At 48.3% G+C, this 19218-nt stretch carries 23 protein-coding genes; 20 read left to right on the forward strand and 3 right to left on the reverse strand.

Annotated features, from left to right (window positions below; translation table 11 throughout):
• Positions 1-51 precede the first annotated feature (51 nt).
• The 3 genes from ACTQ4R_RS04295 to ACTQ4R_RS04305 all read left to right on the forward strand — a co-directional run bounded on the left by ACTQ4R_RS04295 (position 52) and on the right by ACTQ4R_RS04305 (position 3442).
• Complete coding sequence (locus ACTQ4R_RS04295) at positions 52-1338, forward strand: C40 family peptidase (protein WP_441626201.1); 1287 nt, start codon at positions 52-54, stop codon at positions 1336-1338.
• A gap of 57 nt (positions 1339-1395) precedes the next feature.
• Positions 1396-2487, forward strand: coding sequence for an S-layer homology domain-containing protein (locus ACTQ4R_RS04300; protein WP_441626203.1), 1092 nt, complete (start codon positions 1396-1398; stop codon positions 2485-2487).
• Between the two features lie 169 nt (positions 2488-2656).
• A complete protein-coding gene (locus ACTQ4R_RS04305; RefSeq protein ID WP_441626205.1) occupies positions 2657-3442 on the forward strand; it encodes a hypothetical protein in 786 nt (261 codons plus the stop codon).
• Between the two features lie 84 nt (positions 3443-3526).
• Here the strand turns inward: ACTQ4R_RS04305 and ACTQ4R_RS04310 are convergent, their stop codons facing one another.
• Positions 3527-4189: an HAD family hydrolase gene (locus ACTQ4R_RS04310; RefSeq protein ID WP_441626207.1), complete on the reverse strand. Its 663-nt coding sequence runs from the start codon at positions 4187-4189 to the stop codon at positions 3527-3529.
• Positions 4190-4642: 453 nt separating this feature from the next.
• Between ACTQ4R_RS04310 and ACTQ4R_RS04315 the strand changes: the two genes are divergently transcribed.
• The 7 genes from ACTQ4R_RS04315 (at position 4643) to ACTQ4R_RS04345 (ending at position 9467) form a co-directional block, all read left to right on the forward strand.
• Positions 4643-5389 carry a glucosamine-6-phosphate deaminase gene (locus ACTQ4R_RS04315; protein ID WP_441626209.1) on the forward strand — a complete coding sequence of 249 codons (747 nt, stop codon included), beginning with the start codon at positions 4643-4645 and terminating at the stop codon, positions 5387-5389.
• Between the two features lie 4 nt (positions 5390-5393).
• Positions 5394-6956 carry a hypothetical protein gene (locus ACTQ4R_RS04320; RefSeq protein ID WP_441626211.1) on the forward strand — a complete coding sequence of 521 codons (1563 nt, stop codon included), beginning with the start codon at positions 5394-5396 and terminating at the stop codon, positions 6954-6956.
• A gap of 165 nt (positions 6957-7121) precedes the next feature.
• Positions 7122-7706 (forward strand): PTS glucitol/sorbitol transporter subunit IIC, encoded by a 585-nt coding sequence (gene srlA / locus ACTQ4R_RS04325; protein WP_441626213.1) that lies wholly within the window; start codon positions 7122-7124, stop codon positions 7704-7706.
• Positions 7707-7747: 41 nt separating this feature from the next.
• Positions 7748-8116: a PTS sorbose transporter subunit IIB gene (locus ACTQ4R_RS04330; RefSeq protein ID WP_441626215.1), complete on the forward strand. Its 369-nt coding sequence runs from the start codon at positions 7748-7750 to the stop codon at positions 8114-8116.
• A gap of 12 nt (positions 8117-8128) precedes the next feature.
• A complete protein-coding gene (locus ACTQ4R_RS04335) occupies positions 8129-8665 on the forward strand; it encodes a PTS sorbitol transporter subunit IIB (protein WP_441626217.1) in 537 nt (178 codons plus the stop codon).
• Positions 8666-8683: 18 nt separating this feature from the next.
• The gene (locus tag ACTQ4R_RS04340; RefSeq protein WP_441626219.1) at positions 8684-9046 is read left to right on the forward strand and encodes a PTS glucitol/sorbitol transporter subunit IIA; all 363 of its coding nucleotides are present in this window, start codon (positions 8684-8686) and stop codon (positions 9044-9046) included.
• Between the two features lie 13 nt (positions 9047-9059).
• Positions 9060-9467, forward strand: a complete 408-nt coding sequence (locus ACTQ4R_RS04345) for a transcriptional regulator GutM (RefSeq protein WP_441626221.1) — start codon at positions 9060-9062, stop codon at positions 9465-9467.
• Between the two features lie 46 nt (positions 9468-9513).
• On the opposite strand, the gene ACTQ4R_RS04350 is transcribed toward ACTQ4R_RS04345, so the two are convergent.
• Positions 9514-10233, reverse strand: coding sequence for a GntR family transcriptional regulator (locus ACTQ4R_RS04350; protein WP_441626223.1), 720 nt, complete (start codon positions 10231-10233; stop codon positions 9514-9516).
• A 112-nt stretch (positions 10234-10345) separates the two neighbouring features.
• Here ACTQ4R_RS04350 and ACTQ4R_RS04355 point away from each other — a divergent pair, with 112 nt between their 5' ends.
• From ACTQ4R_RS04355 to ACTQ4R_RS04395, 9 genes are all read left to right on the forward strand, one after another.
• Positions 10346-11221: an aldose 1-epimerase family protein gene (locus ACTQ4R_RS04355; protein WP_441626225.1), complete on the forward strand. Its 876-nt coding sequence runs from the start codon at positions 10346-10348 to the stop codon at positions 11219-11221.
• A 64-nt stretch (positions 11222-11285) separates the two neighbouring features.
• A complete protein-coding gene (ptsP, locus tag ACTQ4R_RS04360; RefSeq protein WP_441626227.1) occupies positions 11286-13001 on the forward strand; it encodes a phosphoenolpyruvate--protein phosphotransferase in 1716 nt (571 codons plus the stop codon).
• A gap of 27 nt (positions 13002-13028) precedes the next feature.
• Positions 13029-13301 carry an HPr family phosphocarrier protein gene (locus tag ACTQ4R_RS04365; protein ID WP_441626229.1) on the forward strand — a complete coding sequence of 91 codons (273 nt, stop codon included), beginning with the start codon at positions 13029-13031 and terminating at the stop codon, positions 13299-13301.
• Positions 13302-13732: 431 nt separating this feature from the next.
• Positions 13733-14158 carry a sigma-70 family RNA polymerase sigma factor gene (locus ACTQ4R_RS04370; RefSeq protein ID WP_441626231.1) on the forward strand — a complete coding sequence of 142 codons (426 nt, stop codon included), beginning with the start codon at positions 13733-13735 and terminating at the stop codon, positions 14156-14158.
• 52 nt (positions 14159-14210) lie between these two features.
• Positions 14211-14471, forward strand: a complete 261-nt coding sequence (locus tag ACTQ4R_RS04375; RefSeq protein ID WP_441626233.1) for a DUF6514 family protein — start codon at positions 14211-14213, stop codon at positions 14469-14471.
• Between the two features lie 4 nt (positions 14472-14475).
• Positions 14476-14805 carry a sporulation initiation factor Spo0A C-terminal domain-containing protein gene (locus tag ACTQ4R_RS04380; protein WP_441626235.1) on the forward strand — a complete coding sequence of 110 codons (330 nt, stop codon included), beginning with the start codon at positions 14476-14478 and terminating at the stop codon, positions 14803-14805.
• A 440-nt stretch (positions 14806-15245) separates the two neighbouring features.
• Entirely contained in the window at positions 15246-15398 is a 153-nt protein-coding gene (locus ACTQ4R_RS04385) for a hypothetical protein (protein ID WP_441626237.1), read from the forward strand.
• A 79-nt stretch (positions 15399-15477) separates the two neighbouring features.
• Positions 15478-17163 (forward strand): recombinase family protein, encoded by a 1686-nt coding sequence (locus tag ACTQ4R_RS04390; RefSeq protein WP_441626239.1) that lies wholly within the window; start codon positions 15478-15480, stop codon positions 17161-17163.
• A gap of 74 nt (positions 17164-17237) precedes the next feature.
• Entirely contained in the window at positions 17238-17699 is a 462-nt protein-coding gene (locus ACTQ4R_RS04395; RefSeq protein WP_441626241.1) for a glycosyl hydrolase family 18 protein, read from the forward strand.
• A 34-nt stretch (positions 17700-17733) separates the two neighbouring features.
• Here the strand turns inward: ACTQ4R_RS04395 and ACTQ4R_RS04400 are convergent, their stop codons facing one another.
• Positions 17734-18504: a formate/nitrite transporter family protein gene (locus tag ACTQ4R_RS04400; protein ID WP_441626243.1), complete on the reverse strand. Its 771-nt coding sequence runs from the start codon at positions 18502-18504 to the stop codon at positions 17734-17736.
• 4 nt (positions 18505-18508) lie between these two features.
• On the opposite strand from ACTQ4R_RS04400, the gene ACTQ4R_RS04405 reads away from it, so the two are divergent.
• Positions 18509-19216, forward strand: coding sequence for a hypothetical protein (locus ACTQ4R_RS04405; protein WP_441626245.1), 708 nt, complete (start codon positions 18509-18511; stop codon positions 19214-19216).
• Positions 19217-19218: the final 2 nt, after the last annotated feature.

Below are 19218 nucleotides of genomic sequence, written 5' to 3' on the forward strand. Positions count from 1 at the left end.
GCCGTATTGCCAAAGGAACGGCAGACGGCGGTCCAAAAGAGAAACGTTCAAATGCCGGCAAAAAAGACACCGCCGGGGCCGAAAGTGCGTGACCTGCCCGAAAAGGCAGCGGTCCGCAAGTCCTTCAGCACAGTCCCGCAGCACATGAGAAGCCAGGCGGCAGTGCAGGCCAGGAAAGCCGCTAAGAACACCGCTGTTGTGTTCAAGCGGGCAATACAGGCTGTGGCGAAGGCTGCCGCTGCCGTGGCTGGGGCCGTTACGGGAATGGTGGGCGGCGCCGTTGTTTTGGTTGCCCTGATCGTCATTATCATCATCGCCGCTGTCGCAAATTCTCCCTTCGGCCTGTTCTTCGCGGAGGAACGCAACGCCCCGGATACTGTATCCGTATCCGAGGCCGTGGCACAAGTCAATATGGCGTACAACGCCAGACTGGAGGAATTGCAGGCCGGGGATTATGACGGCATCACTGTGGAGGGACAGGCTCCTGACTGGCCGGATGTGCTGGCCGTATTCGCATCGAAAACCGCAGGAGCGGACGATGGAGTGGATGTTGCCACCATGGATGATGACCGGGTGGCCCGCCTGACGGCTGTATTTTGGGATATGACGGAGATCACTTCCTGGGTAGAGACGATTGACCATCCCGGTGACGGCGACGGGGATGATGGTTGGACAGAGTATATTCTGCATATCACCATCACGCCGAAAAGAGCCGATGATATGCGGACGGCCTATACCTTCACCAGCTATCAGAACACCGCCATGGACGAGCTGCTGGCTGACCGGGCGGCGCTGGCTACGCTGGCCGGAAGCCTGACCATCACCAACGCCGATGCGCAAGCAGTGCTGAACGGCCTGCCTGATGACCTTTCCCCAGAGCGCCGTGCCGTGGTGGAAACAGCCCTGAAGCTATACGGTAAAGTCAACTACTTTTGGGGCGGCAAATCACTGGTTTTAGGCTGGGATAGTCGTTGGGGCCAGCTCCGAAAGGTTACGGCAGAGGGAAGTCCCACCACCGGCACCTACCGTCCCTACGGTCTTGACTGTTCAGGCTACATCGACTGGGTATTCTACAATATGAGCGGCGGCGAATATCTCATCGGCCACGGTGGAGGCGCCCATGCCCAGCACACCTACTGTACCGAAATTACATGGAATGAAGCCCGCCCCGGCGATCTGGCGTTTTACCCAGAGGATGAGCACGTTGGGATTGTCTGCGGCAGGGACGAGGACGGCAGCCTGCTGGTGATCCACTGTGCCAGCAGTGCAAATAACGTGGTGATTACAGGCATATCCGGCTTTGTCTCCGTGGCAAGGCCGGACTTTTATAACGAGTAAACTTGTCGAAACGCGTCTCAAATTGAGACGCGTTTTCCGTTTAGGAGGATGTTCGATATGCGAACCTTATGTAAAAAGCTGTTTCCCGGTATGATTATTCTGATGATGACACTGTTGCTGACGATTCCAGCCTTTGCCGCGGAACTGGAATTTCGTGATGTTCCCACTGATTCTCCGTGGCATGAAAGCGTGATGTATCTTGCGGAGCACGGGATCACCGCCGGGACTGGGGAGGGCCGATATTCTCCTGACGCGCCAATTACAGCCCGCCAATGGGCGGTCATGCTATGCCGGGCTTATGATAAGTCTGAAGCTCTGGCGTCAGAGGGTGAATTTGGCGCGGCTTGTCTCACAGAGGCTTGCAGCAACGGCTGGCTATCCGTGGAAGCCCTGACAGAACCGGACACGCGGATGTGCAGGGGGTCGCTTTTTCAGAGCGCCTTTTCGGTGGCTGGCCTGCCTGTCTATGATTACATCCTTTATCCTGGCGGAGAGACCCTGTCCACCTATGAAAACTGCCTGCGGATCGGAGCGGAACTGGGACTATGCCCGGAGGACGCAGAGCCGCTGGAGATCGTTACCCGCGGCGAGGCCGCTGCTCTGCTCCACGCGATTCTGACACAGGAATTTTCCGTGGACGAGCCGCCCATGCTCACGGAACTTCCCATTCAGAATGACGAGGGAGTGAACATGAACGACTATCTGCTGGAACTGCGCCGCGTACCGGAGCCAATTTTGCAGCAGTTCCAGGATAAGAGATGGGTCTATACCGTCAACTTTCAATATCTGGCGGATTTGAGTGAGCGGTACGACATGACCTGTATCGGTGCGGCTTCCTATACCAGCAAAAGGATCTATGTGTCAGAGGCCAAGGCCACAGTCCATGAGTTTGGCCACTTTCTGGACGGTGTGCAAGGCTTCCCGTCCACAAGTACATCCTTCTATGCAGAAGAAGCTCAGGCATCCTCTGCGTTTCTCCGGGACTATGCACAAACAAATTGCCGGGAATATTATGCGGAATACTTTACCTATTGGCTGAACAACCATGGCGATGCCAAGAAAGCGGAGCAGATGCAGCAGATAACACCGAAAACCTATGAATACTTTACGGTGCTGACGACAAATAACTGGGCACTTCCAGCTAAGTGATGTGAAATACGTTGCCCCTCGCTGCCATTGGGCGGCGAGGGGCGTTTTTTTGCGCTTTTGCTAAAAGCATGGTAGCGTATTCCTATGGAGGGATGAAGCAATGTTATCATGGGAACCGTTGGAAATCTTGAGTTTTGGGGCTGGAACTCCCAGTACAAGCCTTGCCCTTATGTCTGCGGAAAATGCCATCCGTGGGGAACCTGTCCGGCCGCTGGTGCCGGTGTACGACGCTGTGATCTTCTGTGACCTGCATGGAGAACCGAACTGGGTCTATGAGCAGGCTGTTTTTGTAGAGCAGCTATGCCGCCGGGCCGGTATTCCTTACTATACGCTGGAGACTGGCCTATACGGTGACTTCACCCGGAATTTTGGAAACGCCCGCGTTTCCAGCATCCCGTTCTGGACCTTGACTGACGATGGCAAGAAAGGCCGGATGCCGCGCCAGTGCACCTATGACTACAAGATCAAAGCCATAGAACGGTTTGTCCGCTATGAACTGTTGGGCTATCGTCCCAGAGAGCGCACGATTGCGGCGGACAGGCAATTTCACCGTATGCACATGGGCATCATGTGGGAGGAGCGCCACCGGGCCAAGGAGAGTACACAGGTGTTATTTACCAACCGATTTCCGCTTGTGGAAATGGGCTGGACCCGCCCTGATTGCTATGCCTATAATCGGGATGTATGGGGACTTGATACCAAAGCGAACTGCTGCCTGTTCTGCCCCTATCACACCAACTATTTTTACAAACATATCCGGGAGCATGAACCGGAGTGCTTTTCCTGCGCTCTGCAAATTGACGAGCTGGTGGAAGCAAAACAGGCCCACCCACCGCTGAAAAGCAAATTGTTTTTATCCAAGTCACGAAAGAGACTGCGAGAGCTGACACCGGAAGAATGCCAGGATGCCCAGACCTTCCTATATCATAAAGAGCGTATCTGGAACGGCTTTTGAAAACGCAAATACCGTCGAAAAATGAGTCTCGAATTGAGACGCTTTTCGCCTATATAGGTAGCTCAAACACTTTTGATGAAACAATTAAAAATAATTTGTGCAAAGACCTTCGATATATTTCTGCACTTCCAGCAAATCCGCAAAAACCCCACGGCATAATTTGCGAATCTCGAAAGAAGGCTGAATCAGGTCAGGAACCATCAGCGGAATTGCGCCGGCAGCATGAGCGGCTTGTATTCCATAGAAAGAATCTTCGATAATAAGTGTTTCCTTTGGATTACAACCAAGCCCCTTGCAGGCAGCAAGAAAAATATCAGGAGCTGGTTTACCATGGGCGGCCATATCTCCTCCAACAACATAGTCAAAGTATGGAAGACATCCGACTGCTAATAATTCCTTTTTAACCATATCAGACACAGTAGATGAAGCTACAGCAATCTGGAAGCCAGCGCCTTTCAGATATTGCAAAATCTCTTTGGCAAAAGGTTTTAACGGAGGCCCTGCATCAACACGAGTCTTAAAATCAGAGATGACTTCCTCTCGAATCTCACGAATGGGGAACACTTGCCCATAATGCTTTTGGAAAATATGTTCCGTCTCTGCCGAGTTTGTTCCAATGCATTCATGACAGACATCTGCAACCCCTAAAATGCCATATTTTTCTGCCGCTTTTTCCCAACAGTGAATCATTAAAAGTTCTGTATCGAGAAGAGTTCCATCCATATCGAAGATAATATACTTTTTCATACGAAGAGGAGCCGTAGCCCACGATCCTTTCTATTGTTTGTGCGACAAGCATTTCATTGAACTTATATCACATACCTTTTGGATATACAAGACATTTTCAGAAAATGGATAGTTGTGATAGGGGAAACCATCGGCAGAAGTGCAGACTTTTGTTTCACAGATTGTACTCTGGATATATCCAGAGTGCTTTTGAGAGATTACTTCTTTACAAAAAACCGGAAATAACTAGGCGGAATGCACAAATAGAATTGCTCGTTTTTTTGGATAAATGTAAAAAGCATATAATAAATAACCAAATTAAAAGCAAACTCATTGTGGATTATTACAAAAATAAAAAACAAGCCCGTGGAGACTATTTCTGGATATATCCAGGAAAGTACAATAAGAGCAAGCAGAAGCGATTTTGCTGGATCCTAATCAATATACACAGTCAAACATAGGAGGAATGTTTTCATGAATGTTGTCGTGACGAAAAGCTATGAGGACTCCTGTGCTTATGTTGCACAGGAGATGGTGGCTCTAGTTAATGCCAACCCTACCGCAAAGTTAGGTCTGGCTACTGGCGGCACCGCTGAAAAGGTCTATCCGCATTTGGTTAAAGCGTATCAGGATGGCAAGGTCGATTTCTCCGAAGTCACTACAGTCAACCTCGATGAGTATCTGGGTATGAGTCCCGAAAACCCCGTCAGTTATCGGAAGTGCATGGACACTTGGTTTTTTGACCATGTTAATATTGACAAGGCTAATACCTATGTTGCCAGCGGCCTGAATGATCCTGAAGAAGAAATTGCTATTTTCAATGAAAAGCTCTATGGCGATAAGCTCCTGGATTTTCAACTGCTGGGTGTAGGTGTCAGCGGGCATATCGGTTTTAATGAACCGGGCGATCATCTGGTTGCGGGTGTCCATATTGAGGAACTGGATGAAAGCACAATCCAGGCCAATTCTCGCTATTTTGATTCCCCTGCGGATGTCCCGACTCGTTCGATTACCATGGGCGTGGGTGACATTATGAAGGCCGAGAAAATCATCCTGATTGCAACTGGTGACAGCAAGATTCCTGTTATCACTAAGTTGTTGGCAGATGATGCCGTAACCTCGGAACTCCCGGTTTCTGTGTTGAAACTGCACCGCGATGCGACCATCGTGATTGATCGCGAACTGGCAGAGAAGTGCAACTATAAGGAACTGGAGAAATAATGAGATGAGTCAGTTCAAAAAAGAGATTGTTAATGCGGTTGCTACGGCGAATGACACTCACGAAATAGAGATGTTGAATATTCGTCCGTATGTTAAAAAGGAAAACTATTGCTTCCGCGTATTTGAGTGCAACCTGAAGAATGTCATGGATAGTCTCAGGGATAAGGGACTCATCAAGAAAAAATGCCTGCTCGTAACAAGCCCACGCGCACAAAAGTCGGCTGCGGCAAAGCTGCCTAAAGATTGCTACTTTACCTATGTTACCGACACCAAGACGGACAAACTCGATAAATTCGTTAAAGAGTGTAGTACGCCTGAATACACGGAGACTGCCAAAGAAATTTGGGAACAAGCACAAACACTGGTTGATTATATTTTCCGCAGACAGGAGGATCCGGGAACCGGATTCCCTGAAGAAGATCAACTCTGGCAACAGGTTGGAGAACTGGAGAGCATTGTTGCTGAGAAGGGCAAAGAAAAGCTGGATAAATATTATCTCAGCGAATGCATTGACACTGATCAGGTTGAGACGGTTATTGCGCTTGGCGGTGGCGTTGCAATGGATGCCGGACAGTACATAGCTACCAAATTGGGTGAGGCATTGGGAAAAGAACTTGTATTCATTTGTGTGCCCACGGTTCTTTCGGTCAACGCGGCGTTCTGCTATAAAGCAGCTATGCGGCGGCTGAATCCCATAAGCAAAAGTTATGAAGTGAAGTATGATTCGAGTTTGGTGCAACCGGATGTACTTCTGATGGATCCGGATATTATTTTGACTGCGGGCGAGTTAAATGTGGTCGGTTCCGGTGATTTGCTTTCCTGCCTGACAGCTTCATTCGACTGGAAACTCAATAGCTTGGTAGCAAGAAATTATAGCCCCAATGGTCAGGATGTCTCTAAGGCTTTCAACCAGGAAGTTTGCGACGGAGCTTTGGAATTGATTGGCCTGTTGGCAGAGAACATCGACAATCTCAACGCAATGAGAACGTATGCTTCGATTTTGACCGGAGAGCATAAGAACGGCAAGACACACTACGAAGTTCTCCAACAAGAGGCGAATGGCGAAATTGCGCATCAAGCTGGCGCAGGTCTTCGTTTCCTTTGTATGGCGTATCACTGGGTGGCGGAGCAGAGTTGGATTATGCAGCACACAATGTGGGAAAGTGCCAGCGAACACGGTATGTTCGACTATATGGAATATCTGTGTGGCGTGGAATTCAAGCATGGTCAAATTATTGGCCTTTGCGTGTATTTTATGTCCCTCCTGCAGGAAAATGAACATGAACGTGCCGTTAGCATGATCAAACGGTTGAAACTCGATATTACGCTGAACAATTTGGCGGTAGTTGCGGCTAATAATGAGAAGGTTACTCCCGAAAAATTGGAAGAATGCCTGCGTGGTGTGAAAGCATACTTGACTGGTGAAAGTTATCGCTACACCATTATCAGCGCCAAGGATATGTCGGAGAAATGGATTAAAGATGCGCTGGCGGCGTATTACAAGGACTTCCCGTGTGATTATGATGGAAATCCGAACAAGGGTGTTGAAAAATACGTCGTAAGCTAGGGATGCTGATTCGTTGTATTTTTGCAAGTACTCTCCCCTTTCCAAGGCAGGCATATTGTGACTCAATTCGCCTCAGCACAATATGCCTGCCTTATTCACAAATAATTCGTCACATAGTTCTCCCTTGCAGACGCAATTCACATAAACGAATTAGGAGGTAGAAAAATGAATTTCATCGTTAGCATCGCGGAAGGCTTTACGGGATTTTTCTCGGCAGCCGGAGAATCATTTGTTGGCACTATGTCTGGAATCGTTCCCCTTGTCCTGGTGGCGTTGACTGTCCTCAATACCGCCGTCGCTCTGATTGGTGAGGATCGGTTTGACTCTGCGGCCAGAAGACTGACTAAAAACTTTTTCGCTCGCTACACCCTGTTGCCGTATCTGGCAAACTTCATGGTCGGCAGTCCCACTTCTTTTACCTTCGGCAAGTATCTGCATGAGAAATACAAGGCTGGCTATTATGAGGTCTGCAACCGTACCAACATGGCACCCATGATGTGCCTGTTTCCCCATGTTAACCCTGGTGAGCTGTTCGTATGGCTCGGTGTCTATAACGGTGTTGTTCAGGTCGCGGGAGAGCGTGTCGGCGCCACGCTTGCCGTTGCTACATTTGTTCTGGCATTCTGCACATCCAGTTTCATTGGCCTGATTGTTGAGAAGATGTCCATGTTCCTTGCTAAGCGTCAAGGCGTTGACTTTGATGAAATTGAGAAGAACAAGGGTGAAGCCGCTTACGCGGATGTCATGTGAGCTTTAGATTACGATTGGCGTGTTAGGAAAGGAAAATTGTCATGGGTATTGCAGTTGTTTCAAAAGGTAGCGGCGGATTTGGCACTCCGCTGGAAATCTCTGTTGAGGGAGCACGAAATAAAATCGTGTCCATGACCGGAACGGGAATTCATCCGGTTGCACAAAAGATCGCCGATATTACCGGCGGTATTGCCGTCGATGGATTCAGAAAGGTCATTCCAGACAAGGAAACCGCCTGCGTTATCGTGAACTGCGGTGGTAGCCTTCGCCTCGGAATGTTCCCGAAGAAGGGGCTCAAAACAATCAATGTCAACCCTGCTGGCCCCAGCGGTCCCTTCGCAGCTTTTGTCAAGCCGGGTATCTATGTTTCCGGTGTGGCGGTAAGAAACATCGAATCGAAGCAAGAATAAGGAGTGTGTGATATGAAAGGAATTGAGAAGATCGCGGTTGCTATTTCCTCTGGCATCGGTAAATTCGTAATGATCATCTTTGAATCTGCCAAAAAATCTGTTAAGATTGTTTTGACAAACATTATTCCGTTCATGGTTCTGATCGCTACGATTTCTACATTTATCCTCCAGACCGGAGTCGGCGACTTGATTGCTAATGGCCTGTCTACTCTCGCAAATTCGGCTATTGGTCTGCTGATTCTGTCTCTTATTGTCAGTTTTCCGCTGATTTCCCCTATTATTGGGCCAGGTGCCGTGATCTCCTCCGTTATTGGCACACTGGTCGGTGGACTTATTGGCGCTGGTTCTGTGCCCCTGTCTCTGGCACTTCCTGCGGTCTTTGCCATCCACCAGCCCTGCGGTTCTGACTTCGTCCCGGTCGGCATGTCCCTCACGGAGGCTGAGCCTGAGACTATCGAAATCGGTGTTCCTGCCGTTCTTTACAGTAAGTTCTTTATTGCTCCGATTGAAGTTGGACTTGCTATTATCGTTGGTATGCTTCTTTTCTAAGGGATAAGAGGTATAGCTATGCAAGTCATTTCTGAAAGCAAAATTACAGGCATGGGGCCCGGTGCGTTAGATTTCGTTGAGGACAAGATTTTGATTCTTTTCAGCGATCAGGTGGGCAATGGCATTGAGGAATACAGCGTGCAAATTACTATGCCGCAGCCTATTAGAGATATAGTGCCGGGGGATACCATGCGCTTTGGAAAAAGCGAATACAAGGTGACTGCGATTGGTAGCAAGGCAATGGAAACTTTTCGCCTTTTGGGGCATTGCACGATTCACTTTGACGGACGCCCTGTGCCTGTTCTGCCCGGAGTAATCCATGTAGAGGAGAAAGTATTGCCGGAAGTCGTGGTAGGGGAATCTGTTTGTTTCTATTGCTGAAAGAGGATGCATTATGGGATCGCAAGAGCTGTTCATTGTTGCCGCCGCATTTATATTTATGATTTTCCTTAACCGAATGCTGGCTGTACCGCAGCAGATACGCCTGAATAAGGAACTGATTCGATTGAAAAAGAGAGGACCAGTTAGTAGTGTTGCTGTGGAAAAATCCATCACTGGTACTCGCATTGCGGTTTTAATTGCTGACAAAGATGGTAGGATACTTGAAGCCTATCATGTCCAGGGCCGAAGCATTGCAAGCGGCTATAAATTGGACAAGCATTTTCCGTATAGTGATTGCTATGAGGCAAAACGTGCTCTTGAGGGAAAGAAAAAGGCAACAACACAGGAACGTGCATACCTTACAGCGGCAAACTATTTGGTAGACGGCCTTTCCAAAGACAGTGCTTGTTCCCCGGAATAGCAAAAAAAATAAAGGGGGAATAGATTGATCTATTCCCCCCTTTGTTTTATCCTCTGCGGACAGATGTAAGTGCGAACTTATTATACTTTGAGACAGCATAGCTAATTGTATATTCAAAGGTTCGCCCGTCTGCCAAGCGTGAAAAACGCTCCATTAAAATGAGCGGCTCATCGTGAGCAATTTTCAGTAAATCTGCAATTTCCGGTTCAGGCAGTGTAGCTTCGATTTTAACATCGCTTGAGCCAATCGTCAGACGCTTAACCTGTTCAATGTATTGATAAATCGAATGTTGAGCATCCCTTTTACGAATATTTGATACAGCAAAATCGGCAAAATAGGAGTAATCCAGCATAACGGGAGTATCAACGTGATTGCGGCGGCGAACAAAGAAATGCATGGGACTTCCTACTGCACATTGCATTTTCAGGGCAATATAATCGTTTGCCGGAACCGTTGTTTGCTCTATAATTTCTGTAGAAGCTACAACACCCAGTTCCTGTGCGGTTTCTGTAAAACTGCTGATTCGATTCAAATTTGTGCAATGATTCGTATTGGCAATGAACGCACCTTGACGCTGCACTTTATATATATATCCAGCGAGCACCAAATCATCAATCGCATGTTGGATTGTTGGCCTTGAAAAATTCAGGTGATCCATTAGTTCTCGCTCTGAAGGAAGCTTCGTGCCGGGAGGCGATGAAAGAATAATATCCATAATATAGTCTCTCGCCTGTTGGTTCTTTTTGTTTTCAGCTCCGTTTGCCATAGCACACCTCCCGCTTGGTTTTGAAGACAGTCATTCGGCATTGCCGTATGAGATAAATATATAAAAATATATCACATTAGTTCTGTGAAAACAACAGAAAGGGATGATTCATTTGGTAAGAATCGAAAATCATGCTTTCCATGCGGAAATTGCTCTACATGGTGCGGAACTGAAAAAACTGCGGAGCAAAAAAACAGGAATAGACTATTTGTGGGATGGAAATGGAAGCTGGAAACGTAGCGCACCGGTTCTCTTCCCAAATATCGGCGGACTTGCGGATGAAAAATTTGTGTTTCAGGGAAAGGAGTATCCTGCACCGGCTCATGGCTTTGCAAGAGATATGGACTTTGCTCTAAAAGAAAAAACGGATAGCAAAGCGGTTTTTGCACTGCATAGCAATAGCCAGACTGCCACTTATTTCCCGTTTGAGTTTGAACTGGATATTACATATGCTCTGGATGAAGACGGCTTAAATGTTATTTGGCAGGTAATAAACTGTGGGGATAATGAAATGTACTTTTCTATTGGAGCACACCCGGGGTTTAAGCTTTTGCCAGACAGCAGCCTGTGTGATTATGCACTCTACTTCGATAAAAACATTCGTATTGAAACGCGACGTGTAATTGGACGCTATTTGACAGAGGAGAAGGAAGTCCTGGTCGATCAATGCAATGTACTCCCCTTGTCTGCGGAACTAATGGAAAAAGATGCTATTATCCTTGAGGATACCGGCATTCAAAGAATAACGCTACGCAATCAAAAGCGAGGATATGGGCTTTGGATTGAATTTCCCGATTTTCCTGTTGTTGCAGTGTGGACTGATCCTCATATGGTCAAACAGGCACAGTTTATATGTCTGGAACCATGGTGCGGAATTAACGCCTTGTGTGGGGAAACGAAAGAAGACATCTCCCGAAAAGCAAGAGTTACCAGACTTGATAAGAGCGGGATATTCCAGAAGGCCTATAAAATTGGAGTGGAAGAATAAATCGCTGCATAATTTTACCCTCCAATAGTATTGCATTAAATTCTGATGAAGTGGAGAGAACGTTATGAACTATGCGGGTACTGTATCAGCCCAGGGAATTGCAGTTGGCCGGGTGTTTTTATATAGTCCGTATATACCGACTATCGACCATGTGAAGATTTCTGACTCTGATATTACAAAGGAAATAGATCGATACCACAAGGCACATGAGAGAGCTAAGGATGAATTGAACGCTCTACTGAGTAAAATGCTTGAACGTGATCAAAATCAAGCTAAAATATTCCAGGCGCATATGGATATTTTAGACGATGTTGTTATGGTCGATGAAATCACGGGGGTGATTGAGGGAAACTGCTGGAATGCAAATCAGGCTGTTGATTTCGTATATACTCAATATGCGGATATTTTGAAAGCATCTCCTAATCAACTGATTTCCGAACGCTCTGCTGACATGCTGGATGTTCGGCATCGATTGTTACGTTGTTTGGAGAACAAGCCCGAAAATGAATTGGCCACCTTGAAAGAACCTGTCATATTGGTTACACAAGATTTATTGCCTTCCGATACTGCTGTGTTAGATCCTAAAATGGTACAGGCTATTATCACAGAGTATGGTGGTGCAACATCCCATAGCGCTATTATTGCAAGAAGCTATGGGATCCCTGCATTAGCTGGAATTCAAAATGTGTGCAATCTTTTGGAGAACGGGGACATGGTGGTCGTGGATGCCTCGGAGGGGCAGCTCATTACAAATCCAAATCCTGAAGAAGTAAGTCAATATGAACAGAAGCGGTTAGCCTTCTTACAGCAGCGTAAGGATGAACAGGAGTATTCGACAGTTAAGGCATGCACAGTGACTGGAGAGCGCGTTCAGGTTCTTGCAAATATTGGAACAGGCAGTGAAAAGGAACTTTCCTGTGCTGGAGTGGTTGATGGCGTGGGACTGTTCCGCACAGAGTTCTTGTATATGGGGAGAAGTGAACTTCCCAGTGAAGAAGAACAGTATCAGCACTATCGTAAAGTTTTTGAGGCATTTTCGCCCAATCCAGTGACGCTGCGTACACTGGACATTGGCGGAGATAAAAAGGCTGACTGTTTGGAACTGCCAGCAGAGGAGAACTCGTTCCTTGGTAATCGAGCACTTCGACTCTGCTTTGATCGGGAAGATGTGTTCCTGACGCAGCTTCGAGCAGTTCTACGGGCATCCATCCATGGAAAAGTAAAACTTATGTTCCCGATGGTCAGCAGTATTGAGGACATTCACAGGGCTAAAGCGGCTCTGGAAAAGGCTAAGTCCCAACTGGTCGAAAGGGGAATGGATTGGAATCATGATATGGAAGTAGGCGTCATGATTGAAATTCCGGCCCTTGCGTTGATGGCTGACATGGTGGCAAAAGAGGTGGACTTTGCCAGTATTGGAACGAACGATTTGGTTCAGTACACGCTTGCTGTAGATCGTGTGAATCCGGCTGTTTCACAATACTACCGGCCTTTCCATCCTGCAATTATGCGGCTGCTCAATTATATCATCCAAGAGTTTCGTATGGCAGGAAAGGGGATTTCTGTCTGTGGTGAGATGGGCGGTGACCCTGTAGCTGCGACAGCGCTTCTTGGAATGGGTATTCGGACCCTATCAGCCGGAGCAGCTTCTGTGCCAGCGATTAAAAAGTTGGTTTGTACCCTCGATATTCAAAAAGCCCAAAAATGTGTGAAAGATATTTGTATGGCACCGACGGCTGATGAGGTTCAAAACCGCTTGAAGGAGATTATGCCCCAATAATACATACTTAAAAGGAGAGAATGAGATATGTATAAGAAGGATACTATTATCAGAAATGAAACAGGTTTACACGCCCGTCCTGCATCAGATTTCATCAAATGCGCCGGACAATTTAAGTCTAAATTGACGATCCATCGCGTAGGGGGAACCCCCAATAAGATGGACAATGCTAAGTCCATGGTAACTTTGCTGACGTCAGCTTTTGCGTGTGGTGACCGCGTAGAAATCTGTGGTGAAGGCGAAGATGAGGTTGAGGCTGTTGAGGCTTTGATCACTTTGATTGACAATATCAGTGAGTAAGGCGCAATAGTACATATTTCGACATTAACACATCTCCATCACTACTTGTTGGTAGATAACAACTATCACAAGACTAAGGGCAAGTGGGAGCGTATATGACCGTCTTGGTTGTGCGCTTCCATTTGCTTTTTTATTAGAATGACAACTGTTTACTATCTCTCATTCCAGAAAAAGACAGAGGATATGGGCCAGCAGGATACGCCTCTTATATGAACCAAAATACACCTCTTGTATGAAAGGGGAGTTGGCGAATTGCGTTTATTATGGACTACTACTGACCAATCAAACATGAATTTCAATGTTTTGTATTAGGTCAGTGCGGATTTCAAAGTGTATCGCAATTCACCTGGAATAAACAGGGATTAAAGCACCCTCGATGTCGTGGCCCGCCTCCATTCGATTTGTCCAAAACAAATCGAATGGAGGTCAATATGAAAACGATCAATCTGCGGGAGCAGTATCCCGATTTTTATAGTACCGATACCTATGTTGAGGTTCCCGATGAAGTAGCCGCGTTCATGCAGGAATATGAGCGCAAAGAAGCAGCCTACCGGCGGCGTACATATTACCACAAAGCGTACTATTCCTTGGACCGCGGGGATGGGATCGAGTATGACGCCCTGTTCCTCTCCGTTACACCCTGGGAGGTCTATGAGCGAAAGTTGACGCTGGAGGAGCTTCATGCGGCAATTACCACCCTGCCGGATAAACAGGCCAAACGGCTCAATGCCTATTACTTCCTGGGCATGAGCAAGGCGGAGATCGCCAGAGCCGAAGGAGTCAACAAAAGCCAGGTGAGCCGCTCTATTAACCGGGCACTGGAATCTCTTAAAAAATATCTGAAAAATTTGCGGTAACAGGGGGGCAACTTTCATTGCCTTTTTCTCACGGTTATTAGGAGGTGATGATATGCGCGAGATCCTTTACAAACAGAGACAGACCCACGCAGAAGATGGACAGTACCTGCATCTATCCTATTTTATTCTGATGAATAAAGGAACGGACGGCAGGAACCGATACGGCATCAAAGTACGGTCGAATGGTGATGATGCAGTTGCCCTTGATTTGTCGGAGCGGTCCGAGCGTGTTTTTGATCTGCTGGACAAGCTGGCCAGAAATACCGTTACGCCAACTGGGCTGCCGGATGTTTTAGCGGACTGGAAGGAGTGACCGCATGGACGCAGAACAGCTCTTGCGAAGGTTAGGAGTCACCGGCAAGCTGAAAGGCTTTTATCAGGCAGTCTATATGATTGAGCAGGTAAAGGACAATCCTGCCGCTGCCGCACTCATCACGAAACGGCTCTACCCGGAGACTTCAAAGCATTTTGACGCTTCACCCAGTACCGTGGAACGAAACCTGCGAACCGTCATTCGAGCCTGCTGGAATTGGCCCGATCACACGCTTTTGGAGGAAGTTGCGGGAATCCATCTATACCGTCAGCCGACCAACCGCGAATTTTTGGATATGACCGCCGCGTATCTGCGGCGGCAGGGTCAAAGCTGATTTCCGCAAAAAGGAGCCGACCCGGACAGATTATCTTCTGTCTGGGCCGGTTCCCCGAAAATAGGTCTCAAATTGAGACACATTTCGACACCGTCGCCCATCGGCACAGGTGCGTTCATTGAGACGCATCTGTGCGGGCTGGCGACAGCCTGGATGTCTGCTGTGGAACAATCAGCAAGGATATGTACCTTGAAAAGTGAACGACCGTCCAAATCGGATATGATTTCCGGGGAAGTATCGCATTTGCGTACCAAGGGAAGCAAAACGCCGCTGAATATTGAGCAGGGGCAGGAACGGATTTGGGGAGAACGGCATTTTACCATCAAGGCCATGTCTGCATGAGGACATGGCCTTGCGTGCATTCAATGGTGTTCAAAAATAAATGAACACATATTTATTTCACTCTTGCCATATCATCGAATAAGCAGGAGGTATCTGTTATGGCAGAAAAACCCGCATCAAAAACCACGAATAATCTGTTGCAGTCGAAAGAAGTAAGGGTAACGATCCATTACCAAGAAAATGGGCCAAGTTTGGAATCTTGCATGATTTCAATACTCAGCACTCATATGTCCAAAAATGCAAATTTTTGACGTTTCTCTGCATATTTGCTATAATATAATTGCAGATATTGTTTCGCAAATATGAGGGTTTCGGCAGAAAGGAGTACACATGACCTTTGTGCGGAACAAGAAAGAGAAAACCGAAATATCTATTGTTGAATGGTACATAGCTATTTATGTCAGGCTCAGCAAAGAAGATGGGGACAAATTAGAAAGCGACAGTATTCAAAATCAGAAAGGCATCATTGAGCAACACATCAAATATCTGCAAGGGCAAGGGGAAATCATTGCTTCCGTTGAAATATACTCTGATGACGGCTATTCCGGCGGTAATTTTGAGCGCCCAAATTACAAGAGAATGATTGCAGATATTGAAGCTGGAAAAATCAACTGCGTCATATTCAAGGATAATTCGAGACTGGGCAGAAACTACCCGGAACTTGGCCGTCTTATGGAAGAATATTTCCCACAGAAAGGTGTCCGTGTTATTTCTGTCCTGAACCACATTGACAGTCTGAAAGACCCCCAAGGATATTGCAGTGCTATCGTTTCGTTCTCCAACATTATGAACGATGACTACATCCGACAGCTTTCCCTGAAAATCAAATGCACCTTTGCCATGAAACGTGAACGAGGCGAGTTCCTCGGCAACTACGCACCGTATGGCTATATGAAAAGCCCGGAGGACAAGCATAAACTTATCATTGATCCCGAAGCGGCTGAAATTGTCCGTATGATTTTCAACTGGTACGCCGATGGTATGTCTGCAAGCGGTATCGTCAAGCAACTCAATGCTTTGCAAATTATCCCGCCGTCGGTCTACAAAACCCAAAATGGCTGTAAGGGATTTGTGAAACACTCCAGCGGCGGCGTAAAGAAAAACGTATGGGCGTTGACATCGGTAAACTCCATTCTCAAGGACGAAGTTTATATTGGAAATTTAGTACAAGGGAAATTCAAAAGCGCATCGTATCGGACTAAAAAAATGGTTCCAACGGATGAAAGTGAGTGGACGGTGATTGAGGGAACCCACGAACCTATTATCTCAGATGAAGTTTTCGCTATTGTGCATGACCGTTTTGCCAGACACACCAGAGTATCCCCAAAACGGCAGACCAGTTATCTGCTTTCTGGATTTGTCAAATGCGCTCATTGTGGGGGCCGAATGAATCGAGTAACATCAAAAGGATTCCCGAGATTTCGTTGTCAAACCCGTACTTTGGCCCCAGGTAAATGCCAATGTCCGTCTGTAAAAGAATCCCTGCTGGAAGATGTGTTACTGAGAGCTATCCGACAGCAAATCCAAGAGTTGGTCGATGCTAAAGCTGTTATTGACGCAGCGCGCAAAGAGCAGCCTTCTGGATACTCGCAAAATGAATACCTACTATCTCTTAATCGTGCTGAACGGGAAAAAAAGCGTTTAGCCGAAGCAAAGTTCCGCCTGTATGACAACTTTGAAAAAGGCATCATTGACCAAGGGGAATATGTCCAATTCAAAGCAAGGTATACAGCAGAAATAGCGGAGCAAGAGAAACAAATTGCAAAATTGCAAAATGACATGGCGGAGATCAAAGAAGCCCGCAGGCAAGATGACGAGTTCATTGCGTTCTTCAAAGAATTTGGCAATATTTCCTCTATTGACCGTGATGTGTTGAATCGCCTGTTAGACCATATTGAAGTGACAGATGCTACGCAGATTGATGTTTACTTCAAATTTTCCGCAGAACGCCAAAAAATCCTCGATTTCGCCAAGAACATCGAGGATGAAATGCAAATTGACAGAAGTGTGTGCTAATCGACAACATACCTCAAGGAATGGAGTATATTAGCACACAAAGCTACACAGCAGCTAAAGACATTACAAAGAAAATGTGTGCTAATATACTCCATTCATATGAATGGGGCTACACCGCCGGGCCGCCCATGGCGGTGGCGCCGCTGCCCAATGTCCGGGCGGTGCTGGATTACGCCGTCACGGAGATCCCGCCGGATAAAATTCTGCTGGGCGTCCCCAATTACGGCTATGACTGGCCGCTGCCTTTCGTTCAAGGCGTCACCCGGGCCCAGTCCATTTCCAACCAGCGGGCCATTGAGCTGGCCATTCAATACGACATCGCCATCCAGTACGACGAGACCGCCCAATCGCCTTACTTCCACTATACCGATACCGCCGGGACCGTTCACGAAGTCTGGTTTGAGGACGCCCGGAGCCTTTCCGCCAAGCTGCGCCTCATCGCGGAGTACGGCTTTCTGGGCGCCGGCGTGTGGAATCTGATGCGCCCCTTCTCCCAGCTGTGGCTGGCGGCGGACGCCCTGTACGACATCCGGTAAAAAAAGCAGCCTGCCACAAGGCAGGCTGCTTTTTTCATGCCGCTTCGGCCCGCAGCCGCAGCTGCCGGCACAGGGGAATGATGACACCGCCGCAGGCGTTGCCCACGGACATGACCAGCAGATACCCCACCGTCCGCAGGCTCCACACATTGGCCACGGAGAAGTAGAACATATTGGCCACGCAGTGCTCAAAGCCGCACAGGATGAACACGGTGACCCCCAGGAAGATGCCGATGTACTTGCCCGCCTGGTGGGGATTGTTCTTGAATCCATCCACGGCGATGAACATCAAAATATTGCAAAAGACCGACAGGATGAAAAGGGACACCAGGCTGTCCTCCAGCTTTACCTGACACATAGCCGCCGCCTTTTCGGCAATGCCGGCGATGCGGGTGGCCCGGACGGCGTAGCCCACGGCGGCGGTGCCCGCCAGATTTCCCAGCCACACGGACAGCACGAACCCCGTGTAGGATAAGGGCTGCTCAAACACATACCCCACCTTTCCGGTGAACAGGTTGAACCCAAAGGTGCAGATGGCGAACAGGCCCAGGCAGAAGAACACCGCTCCCACCACTTTGTTTTCGCAGGACAAAAACACCACGCCGCCGATGCCAATGCACACGCCGCCCAGCACGGAATTCAAAAATGATGCCGCTTTCTTTTTCATAGAGGCGCCTCCCAGGTTGTAGTACCTTTCCATGATACCATTCCTCTTCCCGCCCTGTAAATCTCCCGTTCCGAAAATTTTCATGGGTTTTCGCGGCGGCCGTTGTATGATATTATAGAAGGGAAATAAGGAGGACATCCCGATGATACGGAAATTTTACCGCGCTCTGTCCGTTGCCCTGGCCTGTGCCGCGCTTTTGGGCACATGGCTTTTGTACAAGGGGGACTTCTGGTCTTTGAAAACGGAGGAACAGAAGGTCCACGCCATTGCGGAATACGCCTCCGCCGACCCGGAGGACACCCACACCTTGCGGGCCGTGCTCCACCCCGTGGTCCTCCACGACAAAACCTTCGGCAGCCGCCGCATCCTCACCTTCACCGACAGCGAGATTCCCAATCTTTTGGGCAGCATACAGTTCCGGCGGGGCATTCTGGGCGGCTGGCAGCCTTTGAAGGCCTCCTACTGCGCCGGACCGGCCATTCAGTCCACCCGCATCCAGGACACAGACCTCCGGGTGGTCTACGCCGCCCACTGTCCCCCGGAGATTGCCCACTACAAGGTCCAGGCCAACCTGGAAAACGACGCCACCCTCATGGCGGAGGGGGATGTGACTGCCCCCGATTTCTTCCATGTCTACGAAACAGACCGGGACTACTTCCCGGACATCCACCTGTATGACGCCAGGGGAGAAGAACTGGCCCGGCAGGACTATCTTGCCGCCGACGACTCTGTCCCCTCCCCCGGCATCGGCTCGGCGGAAATAAATCTGGTGTACATTCTCTGCGCCGGCCTGTTGGCCCTGGGCTGGGTCACGGCGAAGTTTTTCTGGACCTGTGACCGGCCGGAGTGACG

Origin of the sequence: Dysosmobacter sp. Sow4_B12, from assembly GCF_052116665.1 — a bacterium.
Classification (GTDB): Bacteria; Bacillota; Clostridia; order Oscillospirales; family Oscillospiraceae; genus Oscillibacter.

Bases quoted from the DNA above. Each gene is read 5' to 3' on its own strand.
- ACTQ4R_RS04295 (WP_441626201.1), top strand. From the start codon at position 52: ATGCCGGCAAAAAAGACACCGCCGGGGCCGAAAGTGCGTGACCTGCCC.
- ACTQ4R_RS04300 (WP_441626203.1), top strand. From the start codon at position 1,396: ATGCGAACCTTATGTAAAAAGCTGTTTCCCGGTATGATTATTCTGATG.
- ACTQ4R_RS04305 (WP_441626205.1), top strand. From the start codon at position 2,657: ATGTCTGCGGAAAATGCCATCCGTGGGGAACCTGTCCGGCCGCTGGTG.
- ACTQ4R_RS04310 (WP_441626207.1), bottom strand. From the start codon at position 4,189: ATGAAAAAGTATATTATCTTCGATATGGATGGAACTCTTCTCGATACA.
- ACTQ4R_RS04315 (WP_441626209.1), top strand. From the start codon at position 4,643: ATGAATGTTGTCGTGACGAAAAGCTATGAGGACTCCTGTGCTTATGTT.
- ACTQ4R_RS04320 (WP_441626211.1), top strand. From the start codon at position 5,394: ATGAGTCAGTTCAAAAAAGAGATTGTTAATGCGGTTGCTACGGCGAAT.
- srlA (WP_441626213.1), top strand. From the start codon at position 7,122: ATGAATTTCATCGTTAGCATCGCGGAAGGCTTTACGGGATTTTTCTCG.
- ACTQ4R_RS04330 (WP_441626215.1), top strand. From the start codon at position 7,748: ATGGGTATTGCAGTTGTTTCAAAAGGTAGCGGCGGATTTGGCACTCCG.
- ACTQ4R_RS04335 (WP_441626217.1), top strand. From the start codon at position 8,129: ATGAAAGGAATTGAGAAGATCGCGGTTGCTATTTCCTCTGGCATCGGT.
- ACTQ4R_RS04340 (WP_441626219.1), top strand. From the start codon at position 8,684: ATGCAAGTCATTTCTGAAAGCAAAATTACAGGCATGGGGCCCGGTGCG.
- ACTQ4R_RS04345 (WP_441626221.1), top strand. From the start codon at position 9,060: ATGGGATCGCAAGAGCTGTTCATTGTTGCCGCCGCATTTATATTTATG.
- ACTQ4R_RS04350 (WP_441626223.1), bottom strand. From the start codon at position 10,233: ATGGCAAACGGAGCTGAAAACAAAAAGAACCAACAGGCGAGAGACTAT.
- ptsP (WP_441626227.1), top strand. From the start codon at position 11,286: ATGAACTATGCGGGTACTGTATCAGCCCAGGGAATTGCAGTTGGCCGG.
- ACTQ4R_RS04365 (WP_441626229.1), top strand. From the start codon at position 13,029: ATGTATAAGAAGGATACTATTATCAGAAATGAAACAGGTTTACACGCC.
- ACTQ4R_RS04370 (WP_441626231.1), top strand. From the start codon at position 13,733: ATGAAAACGATCAATCTGCGGGAGCAGTATCCCGATTTTTATAGTACC.
- ACTQ4R_RS04375 (WP_441626233.1), top strand. From the start codon at position 14,211: ATGCGCGAGATCCTTTACAAACAGAGACAGACCCACGCAGAAGATGGA.
- ACTQ4R_RS04380 (WP_441626235.1), top strand. From the start codon at position 14,476: ATGGACGCAGAACAGCTCTTGCGAAGGTTAGGAGTCACCGGCAAGCTG.
- ACTQ4R_RS04385 (WP_441626237.1), top strand. From the start codon at position 15,246: ATGGCAGAAAAACCCGCATCAAAAACCACGAATAATCTGTTGCAGTCG.
- ACTQ4R_RS04390 (WP_441626239.1), top strand. From the start codon at position 15,478: ATGACCTTTGTGCGGAACAAGAAAGAGAAAACCGAAATATCTATTGTT.
- ACTQ4R_RS04395 (WP_441626241.1), top strand. From the start codon at position 17,238: ATGTGTGCTAATATACTCCATTCATATGAATGGGGCTACACCGCCGGG.
- ACTQ4R_RS04400 (WP_441626243.1), bottom strand. From the start codon at position 18,504: ATGTCCTCCTTATTTCCCTTCTATAATATCATACAACGGCCGCCGCGA.
- ACTQ4R_RS04405 (WP_441626245.1), top strand. From the start codon at position 18,509: ATGATACGGAAATTTTACCGCGCTCTGTCCGTTGCCCTGGCCTGTGCC.